This is a genomic window from Paenibacillus sp. J31R122, from assembly GCF_056269185.1.
The window spans coordinates 104,138-127,727 of sequence record NZ_JBWDNM010000001.1; the positions used below are offsets into that span (position 1 = coordinate 104,138).

Consider the following 23,590-nt stretch of genomic DNA (forward strand, 5'->3'; position numbering starts at 1 on the left):
AGGTTTTTTTTTGTTGTAATCATAATCGATCGACGTCACGGTGGGAAATTAGCTGTTCAATCATGTTAAAATAATCATTTCACTCTATCAGAAAAAGGGGCAGAGGGTTTGTTCATATTGGAAAACTTTACTGTTTCTTTAATTATTGTATACATTCCAGAAACAATTCATTGCTAATATTGCAATGATAGAAAATGATTTTGATATTGAATGCAGGAGGAATTTTAACAAATGAGACGATTGAAACGTAGTTTATCTCTAGTATTATCCTTCTTAATGTTCACATCTTTCATTTCTTCATTCGAGAAGGCTCATGCTGCAGAGCAGCAACTATCCAGCTTCGGTCAGATCCTGGATAAGAGAACGATGGAAATTGGCCCAGGGGCTCAGTATACTTGGCAAGATATGATGCTGCCGCAAGGGCTGGAGAAAGTTCATTATGTCGAGTTCGATCCTAAGAACGAGATGTTGGACTTGCAGCCCGGTTTGACGAACGGCAAGGTGTATGGCATGGAAGGCGTTACGAAGATGGCGAATGACGCTGATCGCGCAGGCAATCGAGTTATTGCGGCCATCAACGCCGATTTCTATGATATGTCGACGGGCGTACCGATCGGCATGTTCATGGGAGATGGCGTTATTCTGACTAGCCCGCCGAATGATTGGCAAGCTTTCGGACTCAATAAAGACGGCACATCGGTTTATGGGAATAGTCCGAAACTGACTAGAACGCTGAAGATTGGAAGCAAGGGCGTTGAATTGTCTTCGATCAATCGGATGCGATTCAATGATGAAGCATTGATTCTGTACACTTACGATTTTAATACTTCAACGATGACTAACGGCCTTGGTGATGAGGTGGTACTCGACGTATTGTCGGGCGAAGTCAGGAGCGGGAGTACCCTGCAACTTAAAGTTGCGGCGATTCATAAAGATAAGGGAAATACCCAGATCAATAATGGACAAGTCGTCTTGTCCGCATCCGGACGTTATCGGGCGGAACTGGCCGGCCTGAGTGTCGGTGATGAGCTGTCGGCCAGTTTTCAATTCGAGTCGAAATGGGAAAATGTAAAAATGGCCGTAGGCGGATCGCCAATCCTGATGAACGGTGGCGTCGTACTAGATCATAAAGATCCTGCTCTATATCCGCGCGTTGGTATCGGGACTAAAGCCGATGGCTCAATCGTCATGATTGAGGTGGATGGACGTGCTCCCGGATTTAGCGAAGGAGTAACGTTTAAGGACCTTGGAAAAATCATGAAGGATATTGGAGTGGTCGATGGACTTACGTTAGACGGTGGCGGTTCTGCCACATTCGTGGCGAAGCTTCCAGGCGAGCCTCTGCGCAAAATTCTGAATCGACCGTCTGATGGCGGCGAGCGTAAAACTTCAAACGGAATATTGCTCGTGAACAAAGCTCCGGAAGGTCCGGCAGCGAAGCTGGTCGTTCAGCCGAATATGGAGCGTGTGCTCATCGGTTCGTCATTCAAACTGAAGACCGCCGCAGTCGACGCCAATGGGCATCCGGCGATGTTCTCAGGAAAACCTCAATGGACGGTCGATGTTGATCAGTCCGTCGGGGCGATAGATCAATCCGGCTTGTTCCAAGCAGGCACCACCCCTGGCTTCGCCAATATTACCGTGAGTGCGGACGGACTGAGCGGACAAGGCCAAATTGAAGTTGTGAACGAGCTATCCGAACTGAAATTTCCGGATACGGTTAGAACTTTCACTACGGATGCTTTCATCCCGATGACGATTACGGCGCTGCGAAATGGACAAGTGATCCATGCGGACAACAGCCAGTTCGAGTGGCGTCTGGAAGGGCCGATTGGAACGATCGATGAGAACGGCGTGCTACATACAACGCACGATAATGAGCAAAGCGGACGAGTTTTCGTTAAGTACCAAGGTGTCGAGACATCGATGCAGATCCATATCGGTCTTCCGCCTGTTGTTCTTGAAGATTTCGAGAACGGCGTAGGGAATTATAAGAAATCGTCTGGGGCTCGATTTATTACGATGAAGTTAAGCGAAGAGACGGATGAGGATCTTGTACGGTTCGGCAACAAATCGGCCAAGATAGAATATGATTTCAAGACTACGATCGGAATATCTGGCGCTTACATTGAAGTCATCGATGATAACCATCGCATTCAAATTCCGGGCTACCCGGAGAAGATCAGCGCTTGGGTATATGGGGATGGCAAGAAGCATTGGCTTCGGGCGCAAATTAGAGACAAGAACAATGCTGCCGTACCTATTGATTTTGTTGAAGAAGGCACTGGAGTGGATTTTACAGGGTGGAAGTACCTGGAGGCAGTCGTACCTAAGGGAAGACCACTGCCATTGACGATGGATATGCCGATTCGTTACATGGAGACGAGGAATGACAACAAGACCGATGGCGTCTTGTATATTGATCAGATTCGTGCGCTGTATGGGCCTGTAGAAGATGATATGGACCCGCCGATTCTGAAAAATATTACGCCAGCTGAAGGTAGTGTCGTTAAAACCAGTACGCCACTGATTCAGGCCTACGGCGAAGATTATGGCTATGATCCAGCTATAGATCCGGGTACTACGCTGATCGATCCGGACAAAACACGCTTCTACGTGGATGGGGTTTTGGTCCATTCGACATTGTATCCTCCGAAGGGGCAGATTCATTATACTCCGGAAATTCCACTCACGGACGGCGTTCATGAAGCTAGAATCAAGATCAAGGATCTTGCGGGCAACCAAACGGAGAAGGTGTGGAATTTTACGGTGGATACTGGGTCTTCCAAGATTGTCTATGATCATCCGGAAGAGGTCTATGCTGGCAGTACCTATGCTTTGAACGTTAAGGCGATCAAGGCTCAATCCATAAAGGACGGACATATTGAATTTGCGTTTGATACGACAAAGGTAGAAGGTTTGGAAGTGATTCGCGGCTCCAAGCTTGCGGAAAGTCAGTTGCAAACGTCGATCGATCCAGCAACGGGTCACGTGCGGCTAGATTTCAACGGTCTTGATACGACATCGCTGACGGATAGCGATTCGCTTGCCAGCATTGCGTATCGGGTGAGGAATGAGGCATCTGGAACGGTAACGACGAAATTCTTTTCGGGCGCTCTGCATTTCAAGGACAAGGGAGATACTCTGTTCGGATTTTTCGGTCTTCCTGTCTCGGCTGTAGTTAAGAACCAATTGCAGCTTAGCTGGGATGAATTCGGAGTTGTGGAAGGTTATCCGACAACGTTCAAAGTGACGGATGAGACGGGCGGTCCAGTGGACGGCGCCAAGATCATGCTGGCGAACGGTACGGAAATTGGTATCACGAATGCCGAAGGAGTGCTTGTGACCAGCGTTCTGACAAGTGAAGTCAAGTCATACGAACTGCAGGCATCCAAGGATGAATGGCTCAGCTCAGTTCGTAAGTTCGTTGTATCGAAGCTTGCGGGATCGCCGGCTCCGATTAATGTCAACGTGACGATGGGGGCGGATCCGACGACCGCACGCGCCTTTACGTGGCACACCAATCCGGGTACGGATGCAACAGTTGTAGAAGTGGCGGAAGCGTCGACGTTCACCGATTTTACGGCTTCGGACGTAATGCGATTTGAGGGCAGCAATTATCTGTTTAATACGTGGGACAACGGAACTGTAAGGGTGCATAAAGCGGTGGCCGAAGGTCTGAAGCCGGGAACGAATTACGTATTCCGGGTTGGCGATGGCAACGGTAGCTATAGTGATCGTGGAACCTTACAGACGGCAGCCGCAGAAGGCGAACGGACGAAATTTATTTTCTTCGGAGATACTCAGGCTTCGAATCTAGCCGGCTTCAAGCTGTGGGGAGATGTATTGAGCAAGGCGATGTTGGATAATCCGGATACGGAATTCGTCGTACAAGGCGGCGATTTGGTAGAGGATGGCTTCAAAGAGAACGAATGGAACATGTTTTTCAATGCAGGTAAAGACATCTTGATGAATACGACGATTGTGCCAGTCGTTGGCAACCATGAAGTGACGGGAACCCGCAAGACGGAAGATTACCTGGCCCATTTCAATCATCCGCAGAACGGTATCGATTCGTTGAAAGGGAGTAATTTCTCTTTTGATTATAAAAATGCGCATTTCGTTGTGTTGAACAGTGAATACGATTTTGAAGAACAGAAGGAATGGCTGCGTAAGGATTTGGCTGCGACGGATAAGAAATGGAAGCTCATTGCTTTTCACCGCGGCCCATACGGAAGCATCTATGATTCGGAGCATATCCGTGATGCGTGGACGCCGATCTTCGATGAATTCAAAGTAGATATTGTTATGAACGGTCATGATCATGTTTATCTGCGTACGTATCCGATGAAGGATCAGATTCCTGTCGGCGATGGCGAAGGAACGACCTACATTGTCGGAGGCTCCGCAGGTCCTAAGTTCTATGCCGTGGTCGAGAGAAGCTGGCATAAAGTGACGGATGCGGAACAAGTGCAAATGTACGTAGCCGTGGAAATTGACGGAGACGAGATGAAATTCGTCGTCAAGACGGTGAAGGATCGCATCGTGGATCAATTTACGCTAAAGAAAGCGGCTCCGGAGTCGATCGTTCTAGATCAATCGGAGGTTAACCTTGCACTAGGTGGAGCCGTTAAGCTGAATGCGACGGTACTTCCGGCGCAGGCGTACGATAAATCCGTGACCTGGTCGGTTTATGAATCCTCAGCGGACAATGTCGTAACGGTCTCGGCGGATGGAATAGTAACCGCTGAGAATCTAGGAACGGCAATAGTGAGGGCAACTAGTGTTGTGAACAATGCATTATATGCGGACAGCGTAGTTACAGTCGGAATCCCGCAAGGGCCGGAAGTTGAGATGGTTCAGTTGGACCGGACGGAAGCTGAACTGAAGGTTGGAGAGTCGCTGCAGTTGAACGCAATCGTGCTTCCCGATGACGTTGCTAATAAGTCGGTTATATGGTCTGTATATGGAGCAGATTCGCAGGGTGTAGCTAGCGTATCCGATCAAGGGAATGTGAAGGCGCTGAAAGCGGGAACTGCAATCATTCGAGCAATAAGCTCGGACAATGCGGACAAATTTGCGGATATGACGCTGACCGTGAAGGATGCCGAAGTTCCGCCATATATTCCGCCATACATTCCGCCTGTAATTGAAGAGCCTTCGATTAAGGTGGAAAATGGGACGATTACAGCCGATGCAACCTATGACGCTGCTGGATCACTGGCTAAAGTAGAGATTGGCACAGATGCAATTGATCAAGCAATGAAGGATGCCAAGAGCGATGGAGCGGGTGTTAAAACAGTTAGGATAGAAATTCAGGAGGCTCATGATGCAAGCCGATATGAGGTTGTTATGCCTGCTCAAGCCTTATCTACGCTAAACATGGAAAGTAAGCTTGAGATCTCGACTGGACACGCCGTTGTCATCTTGCCTTCCAATTTCGTGGATGTAGCGGAAGTAAACAATGCGAAATCGATCAGCCTTATCGTCGAGAAGATGAATCCAGCAGCACTGTCCTTGGACTTGCAAAATCAGATCGGAAATCATCCGTTGATTAACTTGAGCATTAAGGTGGATGGCCTAGATCGTACTTGGAGCAATCCTGATGCACCCGTACTAGTGTCTATTCCATATACGCCGACAGCATCGGAATTGGCTCATCCGAATAGTATCATCATATGGAATATCAGTGATGAGGGCCGAGTGGAAGTTGTTAAAAATGGGCATTATGATCCAGTTACGGGAACCGTACGGTTTGAAGTGAATCACTTCAGCCACTATTCCGTCGCCTATGCGCACAAAACATTTGCTGATCTTGTATCACATAGATGGTCGCAGGGAGCGGTAGAGGCATTAGCGGCGAGGGGTATCATCGAGGGAACTGCGGCAGACAAGTTCTCACCCGAAGTGGTGATCACGCGGGCAGATTTCGTTACGCTTCTGGTCAGAGCTTTGGACCTGCATGCTGAATCTGCAAGCACGTTTACGGATGTGAAGCTGGACGCTTACTATTACGACGCGATCGCAACAGCCCAGCAGCTTGGACTGATTCAGGGAATGGAGAACAATACTTTCCGTCCGAAAGATCAAATCTCGCGTCAGGATATGTTCCTTATTGTAGCCAGAGCCTTGCAGCAAGTGAAGAAGCTTCCAATTGAGGGTAATCGGGATATACTGGGCAACTACTCTGACGGAGCGAAGGTTGCGAATTACGCTGTCGACAGTATGGCGGGGATGATTAGCTTCGGTCTGATCCAAGGCAGTGATGGGATGCTGAATCCTACAAGCCATGCGACAAGAGCCGAAGTTGCTGTACTTATTCAAAGAATAATGAACATTATGTACCCTTGAACTTAGATCTAATAGGCACGTCATTGAGCAGCGTAGCGAAGAGAAGTCTTCGTTATAGCTGCTCTTTCTATAACAGCCCAACTCCATTCCGGAACTGCGAAAGGTTGTTATTTGCTGCACATACGCACAATTTCAGTCGTGAGTCAAAGTTAAGCATAGGCAATCTAGGCTAGTCCCTTAAGCAACAACGATCTGGCCGGGTGATTGGTCATATCACTATGAATCTTTGAAGAGTACAGCCCAGTAAAAATATATGAAGCATCATCTTCTGGTTTTCGGAAGATGATGCTTTACTACTAACTGATACGCGGATGCGTATCGCAACCGAGTATTATAAAATAACCAAGAGCTTTGTAGGAATAACCCCTTATTTAAGAAGGATTCTTCCAGTACAAGCATACTCGATTCTAACCAATCTCTAACAATGACAATTTTGTGGTTTTACATAGGGTTGTGTACACAACGTCAAAAAATTCGACAATACAGGTGAAGATTTAGAGGATTTGATCTCCATCGGTACGATTGGATTAATCAAGGCTATCGAGAGCTTCCAAACCGGGAAAGGGACGAAGCTCGCTACATTTGCGGCACGTTGTATCGAGAATGAAATACTTATGCACCTCAGATCTTTAAAGAAAACCCGTAAAGACGTTTCGCTGCATGATCCTATTGGCACGGATAAGGAAGGCAACGAGATTACGTTGATTGATATTCTCGGCACCGAGGCCGATGATATTGTGGATAAGGTGCAGCTTAAAATTGAGAAGAGTAAGATTTATAAGAATCTCGACATATTGGATGACCGTGAGAAAGAGGTTGTTATTGGACGATTTGGGCTCGAGCATGGCGGGGATGAGCGGACGCAGCGGGAGATTGCGAAGGAATTGGGTATCTCGCGGAGCTATGTGTCGAGAATAGAGAAGCGGGCGTTGATGAAGTTGTATCATGAGTTTTATAAAGTAAAGAGGTAAGGATGACTTGAACTCAAATTTTTAATCCGGCCTTGTCGTTTGAAACGATAAAGTTACGGTAGCGATTTCCTATGTTATATCAATATCTGAAACCAAACGGAACTCTACCGTTTGGTTTTTTGTTGTATGCACACTCCACACATGTGGAGTGTACAGTGCTACTAAAATGGAAGGGGCAGGGTATGAAATACTTCCCTCACCGGCGCTGCCTGATATGTTCAAACTTAATGCTAATTTCGCTGGGAAGGAGTACCACGGTACCTTCTCATTTGATAAGGCAGATGCTATGTATCAAGATTATAAAGGAACAACATTTGTTGATATTAATTTTGATGGGATCAAGTGAATGAAGGTCATCGCCTCTTCAAAATAGGTTACCTAGGATTGGTTATGTATTCACAGATTAAATTCATAGTTGTTAAGTAAAAGGCCTCCGGGCCTTTTTTTTGAAATGATAAGACTTTATAAGCTCCACCCATCTATAGTGGCTTATCATTTTTGTGTTGGGAGCCTTTACGGACAAGAATGCACCTTAAGAAGCGAAAAAAGCTTCATTCAAAATGTTACGGACACAGATGAGGCTTAGCGCATCTAAATCGGTTTGACGGAGCGAAAAGCAGAGCGTAAGAGTCGCCATGTCCATTAGAATCTAGAAGTACAATTATTTTATAGGGGGATAATTGTCGTCGTAATCGCTTTCATCATTCTGACAACGCACAATCCCCACATTTTAACAATAGCATCATGATGAGGTATTTTTAATAGAATATTCAATTTGGATAGTCGAAAAATCACCTTTATGACCCCGTTGAAGCAACTGCTTGAGGGTAACCCTTGTTTGATTTAAATGGGAAGTTTATAACTCAACTTTCGGTGCGACCAAGATTAGGTTGTGAGGTAATGTCGGAGAAGGTGTACCTATTTGGAACTAATCTGTTGGATAGTAAAAATACGGTGGGATTCGTAGAATGCTCCAATATACAGACCTAAATTAATAATCTAGCTGATTCTATTCGGTCAGTATAAAATAAAGGCTAATTCTCATTCAATGTGAATGGAATTAGCCTTTATTTGACTTGTTACATCTGAATGATTATTCTTGCCAATATTGCAAGATCCTCAATATCAATCTTGCCATCACCGTTGAGATCTCTGAACTTATATTGATCCCATTGTGGATCGCTCGAATCTTTGCCATACCACGTGGACAGTAAAGCCAAGTCTCCGATACTAATTTTTCCGTCACCGTTCAGATCTCCCAGTATTCGGGTTATTACCGAAGCTTTAAATGTTTCCAGCGCTACACTCAGTTCACTTGCGGCTTGATCCACTTGCTCTTGCGATGCCGACGCATTGTCAGCTACTGCCCGAGCGCTATCAATCGCTGCTTGAAGCGTGGCTTTCGATCCCGCTGGATATTGACCGACATTTGTTCCTTCTGTTGCGGCAGCATATGCGGTTTGAGCAATCGAAATGAGTTCATCTAACGTCGTTTTGTTTATTTGGTTGATTGACACATGGTGCGAAGCACCTTTCAATTGCAACTCTTTTCCTTCGCCAGTAGCAAGAACCAAATGAGACAGGTTTATTTCGGTTTCTGCTGAGAGAGTAATTGATTTGGCTTTAAAGCTAAGCTTCATCAAGTCCCCACTTACATTTACTATGTTATCTTCTCCCAAACTTGCAGCAAGGATTCGAACTTGACCTGGAGCATCTTTACTTCTCACGATCTCGAATCCGTCTTTCATGGATTTCGCTGCAATGAATTCAAACATGGATGGATCAAAAGTGAATGTAAGATCTTGGGCAGCATAAATGCTGTCATTCACATTGGCCAGGCCATAAATCAATTCAAATTCGTCTCCTGCAACGACACTATTACCACCACTTAACGTAATCGAAATCTCTTCTGTGCTTGGAGGTGTGAACGTTGCTGGCCCCCCGCCATAGATTTCAAACTCTTTTAATGTGACCTCTTGGGTTGCGCTAATGGTTTTGTATTTGACATATCGTCCTACCGTGCCAATAGGCAATATACATTCGTTAGTTTCCTTTGCGTCCTGAGTCGAATACACGGTCGTCCAGCTGCCGGCTTCACCAGTATCGGAAACCTGTATCTCGAACGCACGCATTCGGTGACCAATGCCGGCACCCGTCTCCTCGTACAGAATGACGGTGTCTAGCGTTTCAGTTTGCCCAAGGTCAATAATCAGGTCGGATGTGTTGGCGTCTCCTTTCGATGCCCATCGGGTACCCATGTTCCCATCTACAGCCATGCCGGGTGCGTAAGGATCTCCCCAATAAGGGAAGGAACTAGAAGCCGTCTTATGAAGCGCCAGATTTGTGGAGCCATACTGGTTGAAGCTCGCGATGCTGCCAACTGGCAGATCGTTCTGGAACAGTTGCGCATTCAGACGGATGGAGCCAGCGGTCTCCAAAGTCAAAGCGTCGATATACTTCGCAGAGGCGGCGGTCGGCATGCTGCCGTCTAGCGTGTAACGGATCACGAATCTATCATCCTTAACCGAAGAATCAAGGGTCAACGTATCTCCTTTACCTACCGGCTTACGGCTGGGGGTGATCACCACGGACAGATTTTTGGCTTCCACCGGTGCGGTCGGTGATGAAGTGCCAGCTGGGGTGATCGCGGCCACCATGTAATAAATGGAACCAGCGCTTGCAGCAGTATCTGTATAGCTGTTGGTGCTCACAGTGTCGAGCTTCTCATAGCCTGTGCCGTAAACAGAGCCAGCGGACTGACCGGAGGCTACAGTCTGAAGCTTTTGGCGGTAAACGACATACTCTGTTGCGCCGGGAACATTGTCCCAGACCAGTTCGATAGTTTTATCGCCAGTGCGGACGGCTTCGACAGCCTGTGGCTGCGCCACTTTGGCTGAGGCTTCGCCGGGCAGGTTCGATAGGGTGTACACGCCACCCTCGGTGGTCTGGAAGGAAATTCTGTCGGCGGAAATCTTTTGGACGGATGCGCCGGACACGGTGGCGCTACCGATACCAGGATATTCGATCTCACTGACGCCGCCAGCACGAGAAGTGATAGTCATGGCTGAAAGTTTCGAGTCGGACCAGTCCATATCAAGGACGAAGTTACCTCGGGCAACTAAGCCTTTAACACTGCCACTAGGCCATGCGTCAGGCAGTGCGGGCAGCGGCTGGATGTAACCTAGCTGGCTCTGCAGCAACATTTCGGCAACGCCGGAGGTGTAACCAAAGTTACCCTCGATCTGGAAGATATATCCTGCACTGGCTATTGGACCACCATGGGTACCATGGGAATCCAACAGGTTGTTCATAATGCCGCGGGCGTTCTGGGTTAAAAACGACTGTACCATGCGATAGGACTTGTTGCCATCCATAGTTCTAGCCCAAAGGTTCAGACGATGCCCCTTAGACCAGCCGGTTGTGATCTCAAAACCGCGATGCTCCAGAGAGACCTTGGCGGCGTCCATGTAAGTCTGGTTATCTTTGTTGATCAGATTGCCAGGATACAAGCCAATCAGATTGGAAACGTGACGATGCACGTCTGCGCCGCCGGCATTGAAGTTGGAGGCTTTACTAGTCCCAATGTAGCCGATGTTTGTCTCATCATACCACTCTTTGATCTGGCCTTGATTGCCGATCTGAATCGGTTCAAGATCATCCATCTTCTCCTGCCAGTCTTTACGAAGCTCCTCATCCACACCGAGAATCGTGGCGGCTTCGATGGTCTCCTTATAGAGCTGCCAAACCAGTGATTGGTCATAGGCGCTGCCGACGGAGGTCGGTCCCTGCTCAGGGGAAATCGAAGGTGAGACGACCCAACGGTTCTGCTTTGTGCTCCAAATTAGATAGGAATCCCAGAATCTAGCCTGCTCGCGCATAGCCGGATAGATGGTCGAACGCAGGTAGTCTACATCGCCGGTGAAGCGATAGTAGTCATACACATTCTGCAGCGCCCAGGCCGCGCCGCCCATGTTCCAACCCCACTCCTGGCTGCCGCCGGGGGCGGTCAAGCCAAAGGGGTTATTAACAGTGTGGACAATCCAGCCGTTTTCCTCACCGGGTCCACTAATTACGCCATGAGAATTGGCAGCAGTGATGCGGCCAGGCTCGCGTAGAGAGTCCACATACTCCACAAAAGAGATGCCGCTCTCCGCCAGGTTGGTGTTGTACACTGGCCAGTAGTTCATCTGGACGTTGATGTTAAAGTGGAAGTCACCGTTCCAGGCCATGCTGCCGACGCCCCACATCCCCTGAAGATTGGTGGGCAATGCGCCCTCGCGGGAGCCGGCGATAGTCAGATATCGTCCGAACTGGAATACCATCACATCTAATATTTGGTTGAAATTTCCCTTGCGGTACTCACCAATTAGCTCGTCGGTGGGTATATTCGCCGGGGCCGCGCCTACATCCAGGCTGACTCTTGAGAACAGCGAGTAGTGATCCTCGACGTGGCGATTATGCAGTGTCTGATAGCCCATGCCCACTGCCTTATCCAGATTGGCTGTGATCTCCACATGGGGATCCACGCCGCGATAAGTGGGATAGTTATTCTCGTAGTCGGTATCGGAAGCCATCACGATGGTAACAGTATCGGCATTGCGCACCTGAATGGTTCCGGTAGAGGTCGCATTGATGGTGCCTCCATTAGCGATCACGCGGATTTGGCCTTCATATTTCAAGCCGTTATCCGTAAGCGCACCACGAAGTGTGATGGTGTTATCCAAAGCGGTGATCGTCGCACCACCTTGCTGGCTGGTCATACTGACATCAAAGCTTTGTTTGCCCTTGCTGTCGGCAGTGAAGTTATAGACTTGTACCTTGTCGGGGTAGCTTGAAAAATATTCACGACGGTAAGTATCGTCGTTGTACTGGTAGGAAACCGAAGCGATACCCGTATTGAGGTCTAGATCGCGGACATAGTCTTTGGCCGCGGCATCCGTATGACCGGCGGGTGCGAAATCCACCCATAGGTCAGCAAAGTCCTGATAGCTGCCCATGTTGTTAAGAGTGCCGAACATATCGCTGACATTACCACGGCCATTGTTGTATGCTTGGGCTTCCAGCGCATCTTGATTTTTTTTGATCGTTTCCTGTGACACCGGCGTGCTCCGGTTTCCGCCAATGTAGTTTCTCGAAGGTGCCGGTCCGCCGGTCCAGAGGGTCTTTTCATTGAGGTGGATCCGATCCTTGGCCACGCCGCCAAAAAGCACAGAGCCAAAGAATCCGTTGCCGATTACAAGTCCCTCAGTTTGCCAGTCCTTGGCCGGCTGTTTGTACCACATGCGCATCCCATTTTTGGAAGCCGCTTGCTTGGCCTGCTCCACCAATGTGAGCTCGGATGAATGCGTTTCTGGGGCATCTCCACGCGCCTGCACTGTCATATCCATGCTCAGCAACATGGAAAACCCCAGCAGCACCGCCATGATACGCGCGGATAGAGGGAACTTTCCGTAGCTTCTACTTGCCTTGTTCATGTTTGTACCGCCTACCTTCTAAATTATTTTATACGGGGGGAATTGGCGTCGGGACAGAATGATTTCAGGATTGCGTGGAACCAAACAGCAGGTAGAAAATATAGATTCCATAGGATTCTCCAATATTTGCAATCGCTTTCACAGTTCTGACGACGCGCAAAACCCACATTTTAACAATACCATCATGATGAGGGGATTTTAATAGAATATTCAATTTGGAAAGTCGAAAAATCACCTTTATGAACCTGTTCAAATAGCCCCCACATTAAAAAAGAAAAATCATTAATGTTCTGTTATGGCCCAGGCTGAAATTGCGGTGAATTGTGATAAATGCAAACGCGCTTAATCTGTCTGTAGCGGCTTGTATTTTTCGTGTTGGGAGATTTAACGGACAAAAATACATCTTATGAAGCTAAAAAAGGTATATTCAAAATATAACGGACAAAAATGACACTTAGCGCATCTAAATCGGCCAAATCGAGCGAAAAGCAGAGCGTAAGAGTCCCCCATGTCCATAAGAATTAAGAATCAGCCCAAAAGATGCCGTAAGTTGCTGGGGTGTCCGTCCCTCGTATTTAAGGGTTTTCCTCACGAATGCTCACTCAAAAAGATAAGCAGTAGCGTTCTGCGCAGAGACCGGGGTTAGCACATAGAGGTTAATCCCTGTCTCTTTGCAAATCACGAATGGTTGAAGAAGTCCTTCAGGTTGCAGACAATCCAGACAATTATTCTGAAGCTCGGTAGCTGTATCTCGTTTCTGATTTCGGGGCACATCGTATAAGATTTGTTCATACTGAACACTCAACACATGTGGAGTGCGGAAACATGAACATTATTTTAAGGGGACGAGCTGGGATGTGTTGACGTTTGGTTTACATCGGTTTGTGTCCACAACGTCAAAAAATTCGACAATACAGGTGAAGATTTAGAGGATTTGATCTCCATTGGGATGATCGGATTGATTAAAGCAATCGAGTCTTTCTCCTCGAACAAAGGTACGAAGCTAGCGACTTTCGCAGCACGCTGTATCGAGAACGAGATTCTGATGCATTTGCGTTCCTTGAAGAAAACACGCAAGGATGTGTCCTTATATGATCCCATTGGAACGGATAAAGAGGGGAACGAGATTACGCTCATCGACATTCTCGGCAGTGAGGCGGACGATGTGGTAGATGCTGTACAGCTCAAGATAGAGAAATCGAAGATATATAAGAATTTGGAGATATTGGATGAGCGTGAGAAGGAAGTTGTGGTTGGCAGGTTTGGACTTGAATTAGGTGGGGAAGAGCGGACGCAGCGGGAGATTGCGAAGGAGCTGGGGATTAGCCGGAGCTATGTGTCACAGATTGAGAAGCGGGCGCTGATGAAGCTGTATCATGAGTTTTATAAGGCGAAGAGGTAAGGGAATAGAATCGCAGACTTCATTTATTTGGGATCAGCGAGAAAACAGCGAGAGCCGCTTGTTTTGCAGGCGTTGGAAGCGGTGGATTTGCTTGATCGCAGGAAGCACTTTCCTTCGGAACTATCTGGCGGACAACAACAACGCGTTGTGATTGCGCGCACGTTGGCTGGAGATCCACCAATCATCTTGGCGGATGAGCCTACAGGGGCATTGGATTCGAAGACGGGTGTGGAGATTATGGATGTATTCAGCCGGTTGAATAAGCAGGGTAGGACGATTATTGTGATTACGCATGATCGGCAGGTTGCGGAGCAGGCGAAGCGGATTGTACAGTTTTGGGATGGGCGACTGAGAGGATAAATGGAAAATGAAGACCGGTATTCCGAAAGGGGTATCGGTTTTTGAAAAGCAGAAATTATGGATTTCCCTCTTCATCTTTACATTATAGAAGAATTTGAAAATACGCTTATGTCAAATTGGTTTAAAAATATTGTTGTTCATGGAGTGAAGAATGGGTATGGGGAAGGTGCTTTTTTTATGTAATTGAATGTTCTGCATAAACCATAGGAAAAATTGTCACATAAAGCATGGATGCTTCGCAGTTATGCGCTAACCTTTGCGGCTGTAACGCTTAGAATCTGGTTAGCGTCCCTTGCTCTGCTTTTTGGCGATTTTGAGGCTGGATATCGGGTTGTAGCTTGGTTGTGCTGGGTTCCTAATCTGCTTATCATCGAAATAGTGATTCGTGCGAGGGCATATAAGAAGAAAGCTCCCTCAGCTTCGTTATAAGTAATCAGACACCACTATTGTGTACAAAGACATTTTTCCTCTTTATTCGATGTGATTGGATGGTTTATCTTTGGCAAACTGCTGCTTTAGCGCCGCTGTTTTAGTAACGAACTGCTTGGATAGATCTTGTACGCGGTTGATCGTTTTAATTTCTTACTTCGTTCAGCTTGTTTATTCGGCTCATTTTACTGCTCAGATCACTGGGAGAGTTGCTTAATTTAATGTCTCTTTGTAATTGATTTATCATGAATCAGAGCTTTGCACCACAACCTCAAATTAAATATAACCATGTATAAACATTAAACAGCACCTAGTTATATAAGTAACGCGTGAGTTATAATACTACATAATAAATCATCTTGGCAACCGTTCAGTGGACGGTTGCCATTGCACATTGGTTTCGAAGGGGAGAGAGGAATGACTACAAACAAAAGGCAGTTATTTTTCTCGCTTCGACTCAAGTTTTTACTTGCATTTACGTTGTTTATTGTAGCTCCCATTTTATTAATGATGTATCTTTACTTCGTTCAATCTGACAAAATATTTATGAGAACAATGACCGACACACAAACCGAGGTTTTAAAGCGGGTTACGGATCGAGCCGATGATATGTTGAATCGGACTTTAAATGTTTCGAATTTGCTCTCGAACGACTATGATGTTCTGCAACTGCTAAGAAGTTCGGGGCAGTCAAATTTAGATGATTATCCTACATTCCAGAGGGTAATTGGTCTACAGAGTAAAATGGACAACTTGATTGCATATATTTTGGACAACCATGCCATTGTCTCTGTATATGGATTTAATGGCAACACTTATGCGACCAATCAAGATGAAGCGATTCTTAAAGTGATGCCTGATTATGTGAAACAAGCCAAAGAAAAAAGCGGAGCTCCTGCTTGGGATGTGAACCCTTCTTTGAGAGTTAAAGGTCTTGAAGGGAACCAAGAAGGGGGCTTTATTACCATGGCCCGTTTAATTAAAGGGGAGACGACAAAGGGGTATGGCTTAGTTTTTATCGCATTCCCAATCAAGGAAATGTTTCTCGTTTCCAATGGGTTAGAGAAGGATTCCCCTGCCCAATTCCTGATATCCGATAAAAATCGTCTTCTGTGGGGACGGGAAGAGTTGTGGAACAAGGCTGAATCAGGAGAGGAACGATCCACATTCATACAAACCTTAAAAGCAACCGGCTGGCAATTGCGATGGATTCCCATGCAGGAACAATGGTTGCAGCAGTTGAAAAACGTACGTTCCACAACGACATGGGGTATCATCGTTTTATTCGCGTGTATTCTTTTCATCTATGTCATTTTTACCCTCCGTTTGATGAAACCTATACGCTCGCTCGTGCAGGCAATGGGTAAAGCATCATCCGGAAATTTCGAAAAGCCCGCTTTGGCGGGAGGAAACGATGAAATCGGGCTTCTGAGCCATCATTTCAACCGTATGCAATCGAGCTTGAAGGAAATGGTTACGACTCTTCGAGAAGAGCAGCAGCTTAGAGAGGAAGCAAGGTTTCATGCCCTGCAAGCTCAAATTTCTCCCCATTTCTTGTTTAATGCACTCAATTCTATTAAGTGGCTGGCATTATTCTCAGGAGCTAAAAATGTTGGGGATATGATTACTTCCCTTGGCATTATGTTGAACTATAGTATGAAGCAGGAGAGCGAAGTTGTCACGCTGAGAGATGAACTTGATTTTATACAACATTATTTTTCGCTGCAAAAAATTCGTTTTAACGATAACATAGAGTTGTCGATTGATGTCGATGAAAATCTATTGTCTTCTCGTATTCTTAAATTTACCATGCAACCTATTGTGGAAAACAGCATCGTCCATGGGAACCGAATGCCTCTCATCATCCGCATCGCGGCTTACCATGAAGATGATTTGTTGTTTGTCACCATTACAGATAATGGACAAGGGCTGTCTGAGAGAAAGCTTGCTGGAGACGCTCTTGAGAAATCAGATCCCATAAGGCAAGGGAAATATAGTGGAATCGGACTTGAGAATGTTCAAAGTCGGATTCGCATGCATTTCGGGGAACCATATGGGTTATTTATGCACAATGGCATTGATGCTGGAGCGGAGACGGTTATAAAGCTGCCTTGGAAGAGGATGGAGGATCCAGCATGACAAAGCTTTTATTAGTGGAAGATGAATTTTTGGTGAGGCTCGGACTCAAAACGTTTATTCCTTGGGAGGAATTCGGCTTTGAATTGATCGGCGAGGCGGTGGATGGATTGGATGCGCTTACCATTCTTTCTGAAAAGCCATGCGATCTCTTGATTACCGACATTTCCATGCCGAATATGGATGGGATCTCGCTGATGGAACGGGTGAAGGTATTATATCCGCACATCAAAATTTTAATTTTATCTAACTATAATGATTTTGGGTATGTCAGGCGGGCTTTGCAGCTTGGAGCTTCCGACTATATATTGAAGCTGACCATGCAGCCGGATGATCTTCAAACCAAGTTGCAGCAGATTCAAGAAGAAATTGAGGACGAGCATAAAAAGCAGGAAGAAACATTACAACTGAACCGGACTGCGTTTCAATACCGTCAAGAAATAACGATTGAAAAGCATTTGCGTGATCTTATGACCATGCAGTACTCGAAGCGGGAAGCGGATGATCTCTCACAGGAATATGAAAGTTTGCTTCCTCCATTTCCTTGGACGGTATCGATGATGAAGATTGACCGATACGAATCTGTTGTAGATGAGAATCGCTTTCAGAGTGAAAAGTTGCTGCGCTTTTCTGTGATGAATGTACTTCGGGAAATCATGCGCAAATATAAGGCAGGACACATTGTGGAAATGGATGCAGGGCGTTTCGGTATGATATCCGGCATGGGGGCGGAGCCGATGCTTCAGGAGATGACGGAATGTATTCAACGTTATCTCAAATTGCCTGTCTATTTCGGTACGTACTCCCCTGTTGAACGAGTATACGACTTGCATGAAGCATGTAGGTTTGCTGAAGAAGCGCTTTTGGAGAGATTCTACAATGACTCGAATCGTGTCATTCCCTATAGAGAGCAAATGTTTGCTTCCCATGCTTCACCCATCTCATCACAGGATGAATGGCTCGATTTGATGGCTCGGCAAGACAAAGAAGCGCTTCAGAATGCCATAAAGAGTATGGCGGACGTCTACTTGGAAGACGGAGTATCCAGACCTTATCCGGATCTGGCCAGAGAACGTTGGCTGCATATTGTGCATCTATTCGAGGTGTTCCTTCAACATAAAGGAGGAGACCTTTACTCGATTGAGCCCTACGAAGGGAAGTATCCTCATCATGTCGTGAGGCTATCTGAGTCCATACAAGAAATAAGTGAGTGGTTGATTGGATGGATTTCAGTCTTCTTCGAGCATTTGCGCTCAAGCGCGGTTTATCAGCCTCGCCCGGAAATTCAAGCCGTTCAAAGAATGATCGAAGAAAAGTACAGCACTTCCTTTAAAATGTCCGACTTGGCCAAAGAAGTTAATTTTACGGAACCGTATTTAAGCTCCTTATTCAAGAAAGAAACCGGCGAAACGATGATCGATTACATGATCCGTATACGAATGAAGAAAGCCAGGGAACTGCTCAAGGATCCCAATGTTAAAATTTATGAAGTTGCGGACGCGATCGGCTATTCGGACCCTAATTATTTCGCCAAGCTGTTCAAAAAAATTGAAGGCATATACCCGCAAGAATATCGGAAGCGCTATATTCACTAAAAGTAGATAAAACAAAACAGGTAAGATCTTAAATGAATTCATTACGCAGGAATGATCACTTTGCTATGCTAATGATGTTCCAAACGGATGAAAACAAGTAAGAGAGGGGTTTTACCAGTATGAAGAAATCTATTTATTCCGTACTATCACTCACAATGGCATTTAGTTTGATGCTTTCCGGCTGTGCAAAAAGCGACAATCAAACAAGCGCATCTCCCACTGCAGCGAACACAGCAAGCTCCGCAGTTCCGAAGAAAGCCGTCAAACTTAAGATTTGGGGCGGCATTCCTGAAGAGAGCGGACCTAAGGATGTGGTCACGAAGTGGAACAGCACACATCCTGATATCCAAGTGGAGTATACACGTTACGTGAACGACGATAGCGGCAACACGAAGCTCGATACGGCTCTTATCAGCAACTCCGATGCTCCGGACATCTTCTTCAGCTATGGAGAAACGAATTACAATCGCCGAGCGAATGCAGGAGTCACCTTTCCTTTGGATGATTTGATTAGTAAATATAAGCTTAATGTGGATGATATCATCGGAAAAGATAATGTCGTCCCGTATAAAGGGAAAACACACTATTTACCTGCCATGAAGCTATTATCTTCCGTTATGATTAATCAAACGGCTTTGGAGAAAGTGGGAGAGAAGATTCCGGCTCAAGGATGGACATGGGACGACTACATGGCCCTTGCCGAGAAGCTGCATACAGCGGACCAGAAGGGCAGTTTTATCAAGGTTCCAGACGATAATATGGTGCGTTTTGCCATTCTTGAGAATAAGCCAGTGGATTCCTACTATACAGCTGATGGATTATCCACCTTCGATAGTCCTGTCGTCAAGAAGGGCTTGGAGTATCAAAAAGCGCTGCAGGACAAAGGATTATCCGTCAAGTGGCCAGAAATTATCGCCAACAAACTGCTTCCTCCAAATGAGCTTCTGACCGGTAAATCAGCCATGATCTTCGGAGGCACACATTTGCTAAGGAATGTGAAGGATACGAAAAGCTTCCCGCATGAGTTCAAAACGATTTTTGCACCGGTGCCCCAGTTGGAGAAGGGCGGCAAAGTGAATACGGCAGGCTTCAACGACTTCATGTCCATTAACAATACATCTTCGAACAAAGACGAAGCCTTTCAATTTATCTCGTGGTACTTAACAGAAGGCAACCTTCTCATGATACCTGGTGGACGTTTGCCGTCTTCCAAGAAGATCGATGTGGATAAAGTGGCTGATCTTATGGTTGGAGATGCAGCAAACCTGATTAACGTGGATTCCCTGAAATCTCTAATCAAAGGCGATTACACATTCCCAGTTCAAACGATTTCCACCGCTTTACCAGAAATGACCAAAATTATTAACGAGGAAACAGAGAAGTATGTAATGGGCGTGCAGCCCCTGGAGAAAGCGATTCAGAATATGAAGACAAGAGCGGATCAAGCGATTAAGGCTGAAAAAAAATAACTATTATGTTAAAAAAGGACCTGACGGACTTTAAGGAAGTCTATCAGGTCCTTTTTTTGGCTTGTTTCCATATATCTTAAAAACAGCGCTGTAACAACCTAAATCACGCCATTCCACTCTAGGTCGCTACTGCTTATGATTCAGGTATGGATTAAATATAGCTAAATGAGGTGGCATCATGCGACGAGTGTCCAAGCATAACATGAAGGAACAATTGGCGGGTTATTTGTTTATTTTACCGAACTTTCTCGGCGTTTTTTTCTTCGTCATTTTGCCTCTGCTTTTCAGTTTCATGCTGATTTTTGCAGATTGGGATTACTTAAAGGGCTTTGCTGGACTTAGCTTTGCAGGGCTAGGTAATTTAAAGAAATTATTGAATGACGTTTATTTATGGAAAGCACTAATGAACAATTTTATTTTAACCGGAGTAACGGTGCCCAGTGCAATGGCGATCGGTTTAGTTGTAGCTGTATTGCTTAATCGACATGTCTATGCCAAGGGTTTATTACGAACTTTGTTTTTCCTTCCTTATGTCAGCAGTTTGGTTGCCGTTTCTGTGGTATGGAGCGTGCTTTACAATGCCCAGGATGGCCCGATCAATGCATTTCTAAGATCATTGGGGGTTGACAATCCCCCCGGGTGGTTGGGGAGTACTTCATGGGCGCTGCCGGCTATCATCATTATGGTCGTATGGACTTATATCGGATATACCATGGTGCTGTACATGGCGGGACTACAAGGGATTCCCAAAGATTTATATGAAGCGGCTTCGATTGACGGAGCCACAGAGATGAGGCAGTTTTTCAATATCACTGTCCCCATGCTGAAGCCAACTACCTTTTTGATTGCTATTACACTTATTATTTCCACTTTCCAAGTCTTTGCCGTTGTGAATGTGATGACACAAGGCGGACCAGTCAATTCGACCATGGTTATGGCGTATCATATTTATCTCACCGCCTTCCAAAATTACAAAATGGGTTATGCGGCAGCGATGTCATGGGTTTTGTTCATTATCATATTCTCGATTACTTTGATTCAGTGGCGCAGCCAGAAGAAGTGGCAGCAGCATTTTTAATGGAGGAGTGGGTTCGTAGTGGTATCTTTGCGAAAATTAAGCGTATCGCTTGTCATGTTGGTTTTGGGTGTAATGGTCTTGATTCCTTTTATCTGGATGATTTCTTCGTCTTTCAAAATCCAAGCTGATTTATTCAAATACCCGATCAATTGGATTCCTAAAAATCCGATTCTCTCGAATTACGAAGAGGTTTGGGGCGGCAAATATAAATTTGCTTTGTTTTACTGGAACTCGGCCAAAATCACCTTCTTTACGGTTGTCGGCTCCATCATCACCAGCTCACTGGCTGGGTTCGCATTCGCCAAACTGAACTTTAAGGGAAGAGACTTTATCTTCCTCATGTACTTGGCCACGATGATCATCCCAGCTCAGGTGCTGCTTGTCCCAAGGTTTATCCTTTTCGATCGGGTTGGCTTGGTGAACACCCACTGGGCTGTCATTTTACCGGGGATATTTACTGTATTCGGAACGTTTCTGATGCGGCAATTTTTCAGTACGATCCCGAACGAGCTTCTTGAAGCGGCAAAAGTGGATGGAGCTGGATTCTTCCGAATATATTGGCAAATTTGTTTGCCATTAACGAAGCCTGCCATCGTGACACTCCTCATACTTACCTTTACATGGCACTGGAACGAATATGAGAATCCGTTGATCTTCCTGCGTTCGAGTGATTTGTTTACACTACCGATAGGTCTTTCCAGTTTTGTAGATGAATACGGTGCGAATTATTCGTTGATTATGGCTGCTTCGGTTTCGGCGCTGCTTCCTCTCATCATCGTCGTAGCCATCTTCCAAAGATTCTTTGTTGAAGGCATTGCCAGCAGCGGCCTGAAGGGGTAAAAGTAATAAAAAATATAATAAATGCCCTATATGCGTTAGGGCAATAATGAAGGAGAGATATCAATGAATGATTCCACTAACGTTTTTGATATTGTGATCGTAGGGGCAGGTGTAGGAGGTATTTGCGCTGCTATAGCTGCTTCTAGATTAAACTGTAAGGTGCTGCTTATTGAAAAGATGAGTGAAATTGGCGGGACTGGGGTACATGCAGCTGTTGCCTTAGTATGTAAATTTCGTGATCATCATGGACGGTGTGTGAACACAGGTATTCATAAGGAATTATTCCCACTGGCCTATCAGAACACAGGCTTGACCTTCGACGAGGAAACGGTATCAAGCTATGACGAACAGGAATTGAAAGAAATCTATCATCAATTAATTCGAAAAGAGAAAAGTCTGACCGTATGGACGGACTGCGAGGTGGATGCGGTACAGGTGGAAGATGGGAATATTCGTTCGTTGACTATCGCAGGATCAAAGCAAACGCGTGTATATGGCCGCGTGTTCCTTGACGGGACGGCAGACGGAAATTTGTCTGCATTGGCAGGAGCGGGGTTTCAAAAGGGGCGAGAGAAAGATGGGAAAATGCAAACGGCGACGGTTACTTTCAAACTCACTGGATTCGATTCCACTCTGTTTAAAGTGAAGGATGTCACAAGCTGGGGCTGCTTTTTTTGGCTGGAAGAGACGCTAAAACCATATTATCTTGCCATGAAACAGAAAACGAATAGCACCAATATGCGCCAAGGCGTGTTAGCATTCCCTTATCCAGATGGGAAGGCATTCTTATTTAATTCGACTGCTGTGAGCGATGTTGATCCTACAATTAAGGGATCAGTTGAACGTGCGTTTGAAATAGGGAAAGTTCAAGTATATGAATTGGTTGAAGCGATCAAAGAGCATCCTGCTTTTCGGGATGCAAAGATCGAGACTATTTTTACGAAGCTTGGAGTTCGTGAAGGCCGCAGAGTTATCGGCGAATATATGTTAACAGGAGAAGACTGCTTGCGTGTACGCAAGTTTGATGATATGGTGGCTGCTTGTGCTTATGATGTGGATGTACATGATCCTGATGGAAATAAAAATCAGCAAGAGTATATGACTATTTTACCAAGCCCAGGGTATTATCATATTCCTTATCGCTGTCTAATCGCTAAAGGGTTAAGCAACCTGTTATTAAGCTCTCGCTGCATTAGCGGTACATTTGAGGCTCATGCGTCTTATCGCGTAATGTCAGGAATTAGTGCGATCGGTGAAGCAGCAGGAACCGCCGCAGCGTTAACCGTCAAATCTGGCTTCAGTGATGTTCGTATGGTTTCTGCTGAAGAGATACGTTATATTCTGCAAAGCCGAGGGCAATTTGTAGAAGGTCCTGTAAAGGAAACACATGTGGTGTGTAATAAAATGAACATCTAGAGGAAGGGAAAATAGATATGAATTTCACTCAATTGCAAGGCAAAAGATTATCATTAATCCCAATTGAAT

Annotated in this window: 10 protein-coding genes and 2 pseudogenes; 11 read left to right on the forward strand and 1 reads right to left on the reverse strand. The window is 45.8% G+C overall.

The annotated features are described in order from the left end of the window. Nucleotides 1-231: 231 nt before the first annotated feature. Both AC0YN7_RS00440 and sigK (AC0YN7_RS00445) read left to right on the forward strand, forming a co-directional pair. Nucleotides 232-6,351: a phosphodiester glycosidase family protein gene (locus AC0YN7_RS00440; protein WP_475807980.1), complete on the forward strand. Its 6,120-nt coding sequence runs from the start codon at nucleotides 232-234 to the stop codon at nucleotides 6,349-6,351. A gap of 458 nt (nucleotides 6,352-6,809) precedes the next feature. Then, nucleotides 6,810-7,322 (forward strand): annotated as a pseudogene (sigK, locus tag AC0YN7_RS00445) (RNA polymerase sporulation sigma factor SigK); the annotation flags it as partial. 1,079 nt (nucleotides 7,323-8,401) lie between these two features. Here the strand turns inward: sigK (AC0YN7_RS00445) and AC0YN7_RS00450 are convergent. Beyond that, entirely contained in the window at nucleotides 8,402-12,796 is a 4,395-nt protein-coding gene (locus AC0YN7_RS00450; RefSeq protein ID WP_475807981.1) for a glycosyl hydrolase family 95 catalytic domain-containing protein, read from the reverse strand. Between the two features lie 850 nt (nucleotides 12,797-13,646). Here AC0YN7_RS00450 and sigK (AC0YN7_RS00455) point away from each other — a divergent pair. From sigK (AC0YN7_RS00455) to AC0YN7_RS00495, 9 genes and pseudogenes are all read left to right on the forward strand, one after another. Further along, complete coding sequence (gene sigK, locus AC0YN7_RS00455) at nucleotides 13,647-14,198, forward strand: RNA polymerase sporulation sigma factor SigK (RefSeq protein WP_475808469.1); 552 nt, start codon at nucleotides 13,647-13,649, stop codon at nucleotides 14,196-14,198. Nucleotides 14,199-14,225: 27 nt separating this feature from the next. Continuing rightward, nucleotides 14,226-14,558: an ABC transporter ATP-binding protein gene (locus AC0YN7_RS00460; protein WP_475807982.1), complete on the forward strand. Its 333-nt coding sequence runs from the start codon at nucleotides 14,226-14,228 to the stop codon at nucleotides 14,556-14,558. Between the two features lie 219 nt (nucleotides 14,559-14,777). Continuing rightward, nucleotides 14,778-14,987 (forward strand): annotated as a pseudogene (locus tag AC0YN7_RS00465) (DUF2306 domain-containing protein); the annotation flags it as partial. A 417-nt stretch (nucleotides 14,988-15,404) separates the two neighbouring features. Next, the gene (locus AC0YN7_RS00470) at nucleotides 15,405-17,126 is read left to right on the forward strand and encodes a histidine kinase (RefSeq protein ID WP_475807983.1); all 1,722 of its coding nucleotides are present in this window, start codon (nucleotides 15,405-15,407) and stop codon (nucleotides 17,124-17,126) included. Then, nucleotides 17,123-18,718: a response regulator gene (locus AC0YN7_RS00475; RefSeq protein WP_475807984.1), complete on the forward strand. Its 1,596-nt coding sequence runs from the start codon at nucleotides 17,123-17,125 to the stop codon at nucleotides 18,716-18,718. The genes AC0YN7_RS00470 and AC0YN7_RS00475 overlap by 4 nt, the downstream gene beginning before the upstream one ends. Before the next feature lie 119 nt (nucleotides 18,719-18,837). Then, nucleotides 18,838-20,187, forward strand: coding sequence for an ABC transporter substrate-binding protein (locus tag AC0YN7_RS00480; protein WP_475807985.1), 1,350 nt, complete (start codon nucleotides 18,838-18,840; stop codon nucleotides 20,185-20,187). Nucleotides 20,188-20,365: 178 nt separating this feature from the next. Further along, the gene (locus tag AC0YN7_RS00485; protein WP_475807986.1) at nucleotides 20,366-21,265 is read left to right on the forward strand and encodes a carbohydrate ABC transporter permease; all 900 of its coding nucleotides are present in this window, start codon (nucleotides 20,366-20,368) and stop codon (nucleotides 21,263-21,265) included. An 18-nt stretch (nucleotides 21,266-21,283) separates the two neighbouring features. Continuing rightward, a complete protein-coding gene (locus tag AC0YN7_RS00490; RefSeq protein WP_475807987.1) occupies nucleotides 21,284-22,105 on the forward strand; it encodes a carbohydrate ABC transporter permease in 822 nt (273 codons plus the stop codon). Between the two features lie 63 nt (nucleotides 22,106-22,168). Continuing rightward, nucleotides 22,169-23,521 carry an FAD-dependent oxidoreductase gene (locus AC0YN7_RS00495; RefSeq protein WP_475807988.1) on the forward strand — a complete coding sequence of 451 codons (1,353 nt, stop codon included), beginning with the start codon at nucleotides 22,169-22,171 and terminating at the stop codon, nucleotides 23,519-23,521. Nucleotides 23,522-23,590 lie beyond the last annotated feature (69 nt).